Here is an 11,149-nt window from a genome sequence, read left to right as displayed (position 1 = left end):
GGGGACCGCGATCCGGCCGCCTTTGATCTGCAGCGGCTCTTTGGTCAACGCCTGCCCGTCCTGCCAGATCCAATGCGTGTCGATCGCAGTGACCTTGCCGGGCGCGGCGGCGCCTCTTTCCTCCTTCGCGAGCCGCGCGCTATTCCGCGGCCTGGCGTGCCAGCGGGGCCGGCAGGTTTGCGACCAGCGCCGCAAGCTCGGCAAACTCCGCCTCGGTCAGATCGGTCAGTGGCGGACGCACCGGGCCGGAATAGCGGCCGATCACCTTCATGCCGGCCTTGATGATCGAGACCGCATAGCCCTTCTTGCGGTTGCGGATCGCGATCAGCGGCAGGATGAAATCCTTCAGCCCCGCATGGATGGTCTGGTGGTCGCGGGCGCGCACGGCGGCATAGAAGCGCGTCGCGAAATCCGGGACGAAGTTGAACACGGCGGAGGAATAGGTCGACACGCCCATGTCGAGATAGGGCAACGCAAAGGTCTCCGCGGTCGGCAGACCACCGATATAGGTCAGGCGGTCGCCCATCTTGGTGTAGACCCGCGTCATCAGCTCGATGTCGCCGATGCCGTCCTTGTAGCCGACCAGGTTCGGGCAGCGCTCGCAAAGGCGCGCCAGCGTGTCGGGCTGCAGGATCGCATTGTCACGGTTGTAGACGATGACGCCAATCTTCACTGAGGCGCAGACCGCCTCGACATGAGCGGCGAGCCCTTCCTGCTCGGAATGGGTCAGATAGGGCGGCAACAGCAACAGGCCGTCCGCGCCGGCCTTCTCGACACCTGCAGCGATCTCGCGCGCGATCGCGGTGCCATAGCCGGTCCCGGCGAGCACGGGCACGCGGCCCTTGGTCTCGTCGACCGCGATGCCGACCACATGCGGCACCTCGGTCGGCGTCAGCGAGAAGAACTCGCCGGTGCCGCCGGCCGCGAACAGACCGGCGACGTCATAGCCGCACAGCCAGTCCATGTTGGACCGGTAGGTCGCCTCGTCGAACGAATAGTCCGCCTTGAAAGGCGTCACGGGAAAGGACAGCAGGCCGCGGCCGATTGTCCTGGCCATCTCCTGCGGGGTCATCTTGCTCATTGCACCGCTCCCTTGATTGAGGACATTTTTGAACCGCCTGTACGCCGCGCCTTGTAGGAGACTCAGTCGATGCACGCCAAGCCAATCACGGCATTGAATGATATGCGATCCGTATCAATCATCACGGCCATCTGATGCCGCCAGTTCGCCGGCGATCTCGATCAGCGACGGCAGCAGCGGGTTCTCATGATCGCGCCGCCAGACCAGAAACAACTCGACCGATGTCTCGGTCGGCAGCTTGAGCGGCCTGAGCTTGACGTTGGCGATCTCGAAACTCGCCGCAGCCGCCGGCACGATCGCCGCGCCAAGCCCCGCCCGCACCATCGCGAGGATGGAATGGATCTGGCTCAGATGCTGCACATAGCGCGGCAGGATTTGCGCACGCGCGAATTGCGCCACCAGCAGATCGTGGAAGTAGCGCGATTCATAGGGCGAATACATGACGAAGGGCTCGCCGTCGAAATCCCCGATCGACACCGTCTTCGCCGCGGCGAGCGGATGCTTTTCCGGGATCGCCGCGAGCAGCGGCTCGGCGACCACGCGCCTCGTCAAAAACTCCGGCCGCGCGATCGGCGGCCGCAGCAGGCCGGCGTCGATCTGGCCCGAGGCCAGCGCTTCGAGCTGGTCGCCGGAAACCATTTCCTTCAGCGAGAAATCAACCTCCGGCAGGCGCGCCCGGCAGGCCGCAATCAGCTCGGGCAGGAAGCCATAGGCGGCGGCCGCGGTGAAGCCGATTTTCAGCGAACCGGTCTTGCCCAGCGCGATGCGGCGGGCGGCCTGCGAGGCGCTCTCCGCGAGTTTGAGGATGCGCCGGGCCTCGGGCAGAAAGCTGCGCCCGGCCGGGGTCAGCCGCACCGAGCGGCTGGTGCGCTCGAGCAACGGCGCATCGATGATGTGCTCCAGCACCTGGATCTGCCGAGAGAGTGGCGGCTGGGTCATGTTCAGCCGCGCCGCGGCCCGGCCGAAATGCAGTTCTTCAGCCACCGCCACGAAACAACGGAGCTGGCTCAGGTCGAACATCGATACACACTCGGAATAGACCGATCGTCTATCCAGCGATTTTAGCATCGATGCCTCCCGAGACAAGGACGGCGGCCAAAGGCCGTCGCACTGCGCCACCAAACCCGCATGGTGAGGCGCCGCGCTATGGCGCGGCATCTCGAACCATGAAGCCGAGATCGGGCCTCATCCTTCGAGACGCGGCGTAGGCGCCGCTCCTCCGGTGGCGGCCGGATCGTCGGCAACTTCGTCAAATGAATTTACGCGTTGCGGATCGGTGAAAAGGCCGGTCTCAGCCCTGCGCCGACGTCGATGATGCGGACGGAATTGAATGGACACTCAAGGATCCACAGTCATTCCGGGCGCGCGTGGCGCGACCCGGAATGACGCTCACATCTGCTTCTTCTCGCGGTAATACGGCTCGACCGGACCGAACACCTTGATGGTCAGCGGATTGCCGTGGCGGTCTTTGGCGTTGCCGGCGGTGACGCGCACCCAGCCCTCGCTGACGCAATATTCCTCGACATTGGTCTTTTCCATGCCCTTGAAGCGAATGCCGATATCATGCGCCAGCACGTCGGCATTGTAGTACGGGCTCGACGGATCGACCGACAGGCGGTCGGGCAACGGGTCGTGCGCGGTCTCATTCTTTTCATCGTTCACAGCAGGGCCTCGATTTGTTTCTTCAGTCCTTCCGGCCGGTCGGTCGGCGCGAAGCGCCCTACCACGCGGCCTGTGCGATCGACCAGGAATTTGGTGAAGTTCCATTTGATCGATGCCCCCAACAGCCCGGTCTTCTCGCGCTTCAAATGAGCGTAGAGCGGATGGGCATTGCCGCCGTTGACGTCGATCTTGGCGAACATCGGGAAGCTTACATCATATTCGCGCGCACAGAACGCCGCGATGTCCTGCGCACTGCCCGGCTCCTGGTGACCGAACTGGTTGCAGGGAAAGCCGAGCACGGAAAAGCCGCGCGGACCGTACTCCCGCTGCAACGCTTCGAGCCCGCGATATTGTGGCGTAAAACCGCAGGCGCTTGCGGTGTTGACGATCAGCAGCACCTGTCCCTCGAACTGCCTCAGCGGAACCTCGTCGCCGGACAGCGACTGCGCGGTGAAGTCGTAGATCCTCGCCATCGTCGTCCTCAATGCACCGGATCGATCGGCGATGGCGGCGTGCCGCCGGCCTCGATCGCCTCGCCTGCGGCAAAACACAGGTCCTCGCGAAACCGGCCGGAGACGACCTGCACACCGACGGGAACGCGCCCGACCAGGGCGGTCGCGACGCTGAGCGCCGGCAGGCCCATGAAGGGGATCGCGATCTGCGGCAGTTGCGCCTCCCAGACGCGTGCGAAGGAGGCCTCGTCCTTGCAATCGAGTTGATCTGGGAATGGCAGCTCGCCGGAGACCGGCGTCAGCAGCACCGCATAGCGTTCGAAGAAGAGCTGCCATTCGCGCGTCAGCGTCACCCGCCGCGTCAGCGCTTTCGACACGGTATCCGAATCGAACGGAAAGACTCTTGGCCTGATGCCGCGCAGGCAGGCGAGCGCGCCCGGATCGCCCTCGCGTTCGGCGGCGGCAAGCTGCGCCTCAAAGCTATCGCCGAGCCAGAGTTTTGTGTTGAGCTCGGCCGGCGCGCGCATCGGCGGCGTGGTCTCGATCGTCTCCACGGTCCAGCCCGCGCGCTCCAGGCGCTTGCCGGCATCGATCACGGCGGCGACGACTTCCGGCGCTGTCTCAAGCCCATCCGGCGCGACGCACAAGGCGGCGCGTTTCGGCATCGGCGGTCCCTCCAGCGGCGCCGGCACCCACCAGGGATCGCGCGCGTCGCGTGCCGCCATTGCCAGCAGCGCGAGGCGGAGATCGCCGATGGTGCGCGCGAGCGGGCCCGATACCGCGCAGAGCTGCGGCCCGATCGGACGATCCGACAGCGCCGCGTTGAAACTCGGAACACGCCCGAGGGTCGGGCGCAGACCATGCACGCCGCAGGCATAGGCGGGATAGCGGATCGAGCCCGCGATATCGGTGCCGTGCGCGATCGCCCCGATGCCGGCCGCGACCGCAGCTCCCGCGCCGCCCGACGAGCCGCCCGGCGTCAGCGTCGGGTCGTGGGGATTTTTGGTATCGCCGTAAATCAGATTCGTCGTGAACCATCGATAGGAGAAGGCCGGACAGTTGGTGCGGCCGAGAATGACGGCGCCCGCCTTGCGCAGATTGTCGACCACCGGACTGTTGCTCGCAGCGACGATGTCGCGCTGCAGCGTCACGCCATTGGTGGTGGCGAAGCCCTTCTGGTCGACATTGACCTTCACCGTGACCGGCACGCCTGCGAGCGGGCCAACCGCTTGGTCCCGCGCGAGCGCGGCATCGACGGCGTCGGCCTGTTCCAGCACGTCGGCGACGCGAAAATCGATCACGGCATTGATGGCGGGATTGACGGCATCCATCCGCGCCAGCGCGTCGGCCGCAGCATCCTTCGCGGAAGCCTGCTTCGATCGGATCAGGGCAGCAAGATCGGCGGCCGACAGGCGCCAGAGATCGGACATGGGGGGAACTCCACGTAGTCGGCTGGTTCTAGCGTCAAGCAAGCCGCATGGCCAGCAGGGCTTACTCGTCGTCATGGCCGGGCTTGTCCCGGCCATCCACGTCTTGCAGTATCTCGGCATGGCACGCGGCTACATTTACATTCTTACAAACCGTCCGAACGGGATACTCTATGTCGGCGCGACGAACGATCTTGTCCGACGCGTGTTCGAACACCGCTCTGGCTCTGTTGAGGGTTTTACCAAACGCTATGGACTAAAAAGGCTCGTTTACTTCGAACAATTCGATACCATCACGGATGCAATCCAGCGGGAGAAGAACATCAAACATTGGTCGCGCGCTTGGAAGGTTCGACTGATCGTTGCAGGCAACCCGAACTGGGACGACCTCTACGACACGATCACGGGCCAAGACGTGGATGGCCGGGACAAGCCCGGCCATGACGAGTGTTAGATGTAGGCCGCGAATCCGCGCGGCAGCCGATCACCGCACGCGCGCGATGTAATAGGCGAGATCGGCGATCTGCTCGCCCGACACCGACCCCATCACGTCGGCCATGGTGCCGTCATAACCATGGCGGCTGTTGTCCTTGTATTCGCCGAGCGTCTTCTTCAGATAGTCCTCGCGCTGGCCCGCGATACGCGGGACGTTGTCGCCACCGGAGAAGTCCGGCTTGTGGCAGGAGCTGCAGCGAAACTGCTGCGCGAGCGCCTTGGCGTGGTCCATGCGCGCCGGCTCGCCGGCATCCTCCGGCGGCACCGGTTTTGGCAGGCTCGCAATGTAGTCGGAGAAGGCGCGCAGATCGTCATCGGTGAGCGCCTTGGCCATCTCGTTCATCGGCTCGAAGACGCGCAGCTTCTCGCGAAACATGAAGAGCTGGATCAGCGCGTAGGGCGCCTGCTGGCCGCCGAGCGAGGGCGTGAACTCGATCTGCGACTGTCCCTTTTCGCCGTGACAGGCAAGACAGGGCGCCGCACGTTCGGCGATGGTTTCGGCGCTCGCGCATGATGCGACGAAGGTGAGCACAAGGCCGGCGATTGCTGCTTGCTTACGCATTTACGCTGCCCAGTTGCTCGGCTGCTGTAGGGTGGGCAAAGGCGCGTCTTCGCGCCGTGCCCACCGTTTCCCTCACCGCGCCTCCCCCGAAGAGGTGGGCACGCTTCGCTTTGCCCACCCTACCAGTCCGCACTCGAAAGACGCTACTTCGTCGCCACCTTGTCCTTGTCGTAGCTGACGCGGTAGACGGCGCCGTTCCAGTCGTCGGACACCAGCAGCGAACCGTCCTTCATCAGCATCACGTCGACCGGACGGCCGACATATTTGTTGTCCTCCAAAAACCCGGTCATGAACGGCTCGACCGATTTCACCGTGCCATCCTCGTTCAGTTTCACCGCGGCAACGTCGCCGCCGAACTTGTTGGTCCTGTTCCACGAGCCGTGCCGCGCGACGAAGATCACGTTCTTGTACTCGGGTGGGAACATGCTGCCCGTGTAGAAGCGCATGCCGAGCGCGGCGGCGTGCGGTCCCATCAGGCCGACCGGCGCCGTGAACTCGCTGCAGGAATGGCCCCAGCCGAATTCCGGATCGGGAATGTTGCCCTGGTAGCAATAGGGTGCTCCAAAGTCCTCGCCGACCCTGGTGACGCGGTTGAGCTCGTCGTTCGGAATGTCCTCGGACAGCCAGTCGCGGCCATTGTCCGTGAAGTAGAGCTGCTTGGTGTCGGGATTCCAGTCGAAACCGACCGTGTTGCGGACGCCGAGCGCGACCACCTCGGCGCCGGAGCCGTCGAGGTTGATGCGGCGGATCTGGCCGTGCGCATCATCGTGCAACACGTTGTTGCCGGGCTGGCCGACCGGCACATAGAGCTTGTTGTCCGGGCCGACCGCGATGAACTTCCAGCCGTGGGCCTCGTCCTTGGGCAGATTGTCATAGATGACAGTGGGTTTTGGCGGATTGTCGAGCACGTCCTCGACGTTCTCGATCTTCGAGATCTTCGACAGCTCCGCGATATAGAGCGTGCCGTCGTGAACGGCGACGCCGTTCGGGCGGTAGAGACCGGAGGCGAGCACCCTGACCGCGCGCTGGCCGTCCTTGCTGGTGATCGCATAGACCCTGTCGACCAGCCGCGATCCGACGAACACTGTACCCTTGTCGCCCAGCGCCAGCGAGCGCGCATTGGCCATGCCCGAGGCATAGACCTCGATGCTGAAGCCGGGTGGCAGCTTGAGTTTTGCGGTGGGCAGCTTGTCGGCGGCAGCCGGCAGCGGCGGTGGCGCGACCGGCGCCAGTTTTGCGGCGGCCTCGCTGTCCGGGCGCCCGATCAAGGGCGAGCCGGGCGGCAGCGGCTGCGCATTGGCCTGTTGCTGCGCGAGTGCGCCAACAGGCATTCCAACCATCAAGGCACAAGAAAATGCGCCGGCGAGCCACAGGCTGCGCGGGCCCGCAAGACAGGTCATCATCGATTCCTCCCCAGGATACGGCGGTTGTACTGTCCTCGCGCCGACATGAGCCGTCAGCGCGGGATCGCCGTGCAACCTCTAGTCTTCGAACTTTTCGGGGAGTTGTGCAAGCGGTCGTCTTCGCCCGCAGGTCGGCTCAGTGCCGTGTGACCGGCTGGTCCCGCGCGGCCACGATCGCCTCCATGAACGGAAACAGCAGCACGATCTCGCCGCGGGCGTCGGTGACCTCGATCACCGTCGATAGCAGCGCCGCGTTGCCCCCCTCCGTCCGCAGCAGCTCGAGAATCATGGCGCGCGCCACTTCCCATGCGCGATCGGGATTGCGCAGTTCTTCACCTTCGGGGTCGGCGATCAGCTCGTTGCCAACCCGCGTATGGAAATAATATCTCGGCATCAACCATCCAGTGGATTTGGATGCGGCGAATTGGAAGCCCAGGTCATTTCACAAATGCTTTATTCGTGATTTTGCCGCCAGCCCTGTGTCCCCGTCGCATCACAACACTCATTGTCCCAGCCCCAGGTCAGTCCCACCTCGCCATCAACCCCATTGATCCCCGTTATTTTGACGCCCTGTCGGCGGCTTCGCGTCCAAAACCGACTTTCGCGTCGCAACAAATTACTTCAAATTTTGGCTCAAAAAAAAGGTCGCCGAACTTTTCTTTCCGCAGTAACTTATGGGTCACAGTGGACGGAAACACCTTCAGAAGGAGAGCCTCAATGGCCTGGAAAGCCCCCAAAATCGTCGAAGTGCCCTGCGGCATGGAAATCAACATGTATGCCTGCGCGGCCCGCAAGTAAGCGAGCCACGCCAACCTTCGCATGAGACCGACCTCCGGACCTGACGCGTCCTCCAAGGACGCGGCGGGGCTGGAGGTCATGTCATAAGATCATCTGGTGTTTGGGATTCCAGGAGACGGGTCATGCTGCGCATCGTCGTCCTGGGCGCTGCGGCCGGCGGCGGCGTCCCGCAGTGGAATTGTGGATGCCAGGTGTGCCGGGCCGCGCGAAACGGACATCCGGAGCTGAGGAGCACGCAAGCCTCGATCGCGTTCAGTGCTGACGGCGAAAACTGGTTCCTGGTCAACGCCTCGCCCGATCTGCGCCAGCAGCTCACCGTAACGCCGCAGCTTCATCCCAAACCCGGCGCGCTGCGCCACAGCCCGATCGCGGGCGTGATCCTGACGAATGGCGAGATCGACGCGGTCACCGGGCTCTTGTCAATGCGCGAAGGCTCGCCATTTGCAATCTATGCGCATGCAAAGGTGCTGGCGATCCTCAAGAGCAACAGCATCTTTGATGTCCTGAATGAGAAGACGGTGCGGCGCGAGGCGATCGACGTCGGCAAGCCGTTCGAGCCAAAGCTCGCCGACGGCTCGCCCTCAGGGCTCGAAATCGAGCCATTTGCGGTGGCCGGCACCAGCGCCTGGTACCTGCGCGGCAAGACGCATCCGGGCGGGGCGGATGGAACCGGCGATACGCTGGGCCTCAAGGTCAGCGAGAAGGCGAGCGGGAAGCACTTCTACTTTCTGGCGGCTTGTGCCGCGGTCGGCGACGACATCAAATCCCGCCTTGCCGGCGCGCCGCTGGTGTTCTTCGATGGCACGGTGTGGCGCGACGACGAGATGATCGCGCAGGGCCTGTCGCAGAAGACCGGCAAGGCGATGGGCCATATCGCGATGTCCGGCGACGACGGCGCAATCGCGCAGCTCGCCGGCGTCGCGATCGACAAAAAAGTGTTTCTGCATATCAACAACTCGAATCCGGCGCTGCTGGCCGCCTCGCCCGAACGCAAAATGGCCGAACATGCGGGCTGGCAAATCCCGGCCGACGGAACGGAGATCGTGCTGTGAACGTGATGCCCTTGAATACGATGACCGCGCTTTCGATCGGCAGGGGCGTGGCTTTGGGCAGCGCCGAGGAGCTGGAAGCGGCGCTGCGGCACATCGGTGCGACGCGCTATCACAGCCTGCATCCGTTCCACCGGCTGCTGCATGGCGGCAAGCTGAACAAAGGCCAGGTGCAGGCCTGGGCGCTGAACCGCTACTATTACCAGGGCACCATCCCGATCAAGGACGCGGTGGTGATCTCGCGTTTCCGCGACCGCGCCACGCGCGTGGAATGGCGCCACCGCATCGAGGATCATGACGGCGAGGTCGGCAGCGAAGGCGGCATCGAGCGCTGGCTGAAACTGACCGAAGGGCTCGGGCTCGACACCGCCTATGTGGAATCGACCGAAGGCATCTTGCCGGCGACCCGCTTCGCAGTGGAAGCCTATGTGCATTTCTGCAGGGAGAAGAGTCCGCTGGAGGCGATCGCCTCCTCGCTGACAGAACTGTTCGCGCCGAACCTGCACGAAGAGCGCATCTCGGGGATGCTGCAGCATTACGATTTCGTCAATCCGGACATCATGAGCTATTTCAAGCGCCGCCTCGCGCAGGCGCCGCGCGACGCCAACTTTGCGCTCGACTATGTCAAGGCGCATGCCACCACCCCGGAGCAGCGCGCGCTGGTCTGCAATGCGCTGATCTTCAAGACCAACGTGCTGTGGGTGCAGCTCGACGCGCTGTATCACGCCTATGTCGATGGCCACATTCCGCCGGGCGCCTTCGTGCCCGCGTCGAGCTGAGCGAGGAAGCGATGGCAGGGCCGCGTCACATCCAAGTCAGCGAGGCGAGCCGCCCGGTGCTGCCGCGCCATACAAAACTGAAATTCGACGAGACGCGGAAAGTCTGGGTTATCCTCGCGCCCGAGCGGGTGCTGGCGCCGGATGAGATCGCGGTCGAGGTGCTGCAGCTCTGCGACGGCGTGCGCGATGTCGGCGCCATTGCCGACGCGCTCGCCGCAAAATATGCCGCGCCGCGCGACACCATCCTGGTCGACGTGATCGGCATGCTGCAGGACCTGGCCGACAAGGGATTTTTGACCGAAGCACGCGAGAAGGCGTCATGAGCGAGGTCACCAGCGAGGCGGCCGAGGCCGCCACAAGGCACGACGCGAGCGACGGGCTCGCGGTGCTGGAAAACCGCGCCTCGACCGCGGAAACCTTTGGCATCCCGCTGGCGGTGCTCGCCGAGCTCACGCATCGCTGCCCCCTGCAATGCCCCTATTGCTCCAACCCGCTCGAGCTCGACCGCGCAGGCCAGGAGCTAACGACCGAGGAATGGAAGAAGGTTCTTTCCGAGCTCGCCGAGATCGGCGTGCTGCAGATCCATTTCTCCGGCGGCGAGCCGACTGCGCGCAAGGATCTGGTCGAGCTGGTGCAGCACGCAACCGATGTTGGGCTCTACTCCAATCTCATCACCTCGGCCGTGCTGCTGTCGCGCGACAAGCTCGCCGCGCTGGCGAACGCGGGCCTGTGTCATGTGCAGATCAGTTTCCAGGGCTCGGACCATGCGATTGCCGACCGCGTCGCCGGCTTTAAGGACGCGCATGCCAAGAAGCTCGAAGTCGCGAAATGGACCAGGGAGCTCGACCTGCCGCTGACGGTGAACGCCGTCATGCATCGGCAGAATCTGCATCAGCTTCCCGACATCATCCAGATGGCGGTCGATCTCGACGCCGACCGGCTCGAGGTCGCCAATGTGCAGTATTATGGCTGGGCGCTGAAGAATCGCGCCGCGCTGATGCCGACCCTCGAACAGCTCGAGGAGACCGACCGTCTCGTCGCCGAGGCGCGCGAGCGGCTGAAAGGCACGCTGACCATCGACTATGTCGTGCCCGACTATTACGCGCTGCGGCCGAAGAAATGCATGGGCGGCTGGGGCCGGCAGTTCTTCAACATCTCGCCCGCCGGCAAGGTGCTGCCTTGCCATGCCGCGGAGAGCATCACCGGCCTCGCATTCGAATCCGTGCGCTCGAACCATTCGATCGCCTGGATCTGGCAGAACTCGCAAGCCTTCAACCGCTATCGCGGCACGAGCTGGATGAAGGAGCCCTGCAAGTCCTGCGAATTCCGCGAGATCGATTTCGGCGGCTGCCGCTGCCAGGCCTTTGCGCTGACCGGCGATGCCGCCAACACCGATCCGGCCTGCGCGCTGTCGCCGCTGCACGAGACCATCTTCAAGCAG

At 64.1% G+C, this 11,149-nt stretch carries 14 protein-coding genes; 6 read left to right on the top strand and 8 right to left on the bottom strand.

Annotation, left to right across the window (positions count from 1 at the left end):
• Window positions 1–139: 139 nt before the first annotated feature.
• From kdgD to JOZ76_RS06165, 5 genes are all read right to left on the bottom strand, one after another.
• Window positions 140–1,081 (bottom strand): 5-dehydro-4-deoxyglucarate dehydratase, encoded by a 942-nt coding sequence (gene kdgD / locus JOZ76_RS06185; RefSeq protein WP_291697741.1) that lies wholly within the window; start codon window positions 1,079–1,081, stop codon window positions 140–142.
• 114 nt (window positions 1,082–1,195) lie between these two features.
• A complete protein-coding gene (locus JOZ76_RS06180; RefSeq protein ID WP_291697745.1) occupies window positions 1,196–2,101 on the bottom strand; it encodes a LysR substrate-binding domain-containing protein in 906 nt (301 codons plus the stop codon).
• A 369-nt stretch (window positions 2,102–2,470) separates the two neighbouring features.
• Window positions 2,471–2,743: a DUF3297 family protein gene (locus JOZ76_RS06175; protein ID WP_291697740.1), complete on the bottom strand. Its 273-nt coding sequence runs from the start codon at window positions 2,741–2,743 to the stop codon at window positions 2,471–2,473.
• On the bottom strand, window positions 2,740–3,216 hold the full coding sequence (locus JOZ76_RS06170; protein ID WP_291697739.1) for a glutathione peroxidase: 477 nt from the start codon (window positions 3,214–3,216) through the stop codon (window positions 2,740–2,742). Before JOZ76_RS06170 ends, JOZ76_RS06175 begins: the two co-directional genes overlap by 4 nt.
• 8 nt (window positions 3,217–3,224) lie before the next feature.
• Entirely contained in the window at window positions 3,225–4,625 is a 1,401-nt protein-coding gene (locus JOZ76_RS06165; RefSeq protein ID WP_291697738.1) for an amidase family protein, read from the bottom strand.
• Window positions 4,626–4,698: 73 nt separating this feature from the next.
• Between JOZ76_RS06165 and JOZ76_RS06160 the strand changes: the two genes are divergently transcribed.
• Window positions 4,699–5,076 carry a GIY-YIG nuclease family protein gene (locus JOZ76_RS06160; protein WP_291697737.1) on the top strand — a complete coding sequence of 126 codons (378 nt, stop codon included), beginning with the start codon at window positions 4,699–4,701 and terminating at the stop codon, window positions 5,074–5,076.
• Window positions 5,077–5,106: 30 nt separating this feature from the next.
• Here JOZ76_RS06160 and JOZ76_RS06155 read toward each other — a convergent pair whose 3' ends face one another.
• The 3 genes from JOZ76_RS06155 to JOZ76_RS06145 all read right to left on the bottom strand — a co-directional run bounded on the left by JOZ76_RS06155 (window position 5,107) and on the right by JOZ76_RS06145 (window position 7,476).
• Window positions 5,107–5,679: a c-type cytochrome gene (locus JOZ76_RS06155; protein ID WP_291697736.1), complete on the bottom strand. Its 573-nt coding sequence runs from the start codon at window positions 5,677–5,679 to the stop codon at window positions 5,107–5,109.
• 143 nt (window positions 5,680–5,822) lie between these two features.
• On the bottom strand, window positions 5,823–7,079 hold the full coding sequence (locus tag JOZ76_RS06150) for a PQQ-dependent sugar dehydrogenase (protein WP_291697744.1): 1,257 nt from the start codon (window positions 7,077–7,079) through the stop codon (window positions 5,823–5,825).
• 139 nt (window positions 7,080–7,218) lie between these two features.
• Window positions 7,219–7,476 (bottom strand): DUF6894 family protein, encoded by a 258-nt coding sequence (locus JOZ76_RS06145; RefSeq protein WP_291697735.1) that lies wholly within the window; start codon window positions 7,474–7,476, stop codon window positions 7,219–7,221.
• A gap of 323 nt (window positions 7,477–7,799) precedes the next feature.
• Here JOZ76_RS06145 and pqqA point away from each other — a divergent pair, with 323 nt between their 5' ends.
• The 5 genes from pqqA to pqqE all read left to right on the top strand — a co-directional run.
• The gene (gene pqqA, locus JOZ76_RS06140; RefSeq protein WP_291697743.1) at window positions 7,800–7,880 is read left to right on the top strand and encodes a pyrroloquinoline quinone precursor peptide PqqA; all 81 of its coding nucleotides are present in this window, start codon (window positions 7,800–7,802) and stop codon (window positions 7,878–7,880) included.
• 122 nt (window positions 7,881–8,002) lie between these two features.
• Window positions 8,003–8,932 carry a pyrroloquinoline quinone biosynthesis protein PqqB gene (gene pqqB, locus JOZ76_RS06135; RefSeq protein ID WP_291697734.1) on the top strand — a complete coding sequence of 310 codons (930 nt, stop codon included), beginning with the start codon at window positions 8,003–8,005 and terminating at the stop codon, window positions 8,930–8,932.
• A gap of 20 nt (window positions 8,933–8,952) precedes the next feature.
• Entirely contained in the window at window positions 8,953–9,708 is a 756-nt protein-coding gene (gene pqqC / locus JOZ76_RS06130) for a pyrroloquinoline-quinone synthase PqqC (protein WP_291697742.1), read from the top strand.
• Window positions 9,709–9,719: 11 nt separating this feature from the next.
• A complete protein-coding gene (gene pqqD, locus JOZ76_RS06125; RefSeq protein ID WP_291697733.1) occupies window positions 9,720–10,031 on the top strand; it encodes a pyrroloquinoline quinone biosynthesis peptide chaperone PqqD in 312 nt (103 codons plus the stop codon).
• A partial coding sequence (pqqE, locus tag JOZ76_RS06120; RefSeq protein ID WP_291697732.1) for a pyrroloquinoline quinone biosynthesis protein PqqE occupies window positions 10,028–11,149 on the top strand: 1,122 nt, incomplete at its 3' end. The genes pqqD and pqqE, both read left to right, overlap by 4 nt.

The organism is Bradyrhizobium sp., assembly GCF_019244115.1.
In the GTDB taxonomy this organism is placed as follows: domain Bacteria; phylum Pseudomonadota; class Alphaproteobacteria; order Rhizobiales; family Xanthobacteraceae; genus Bradyrhizobium.
The sequence above is the reverse complement of the archived record's forward strand: the minus strand, read 5'-3'. Positions and strand labels throughout refer to the sequence as shown.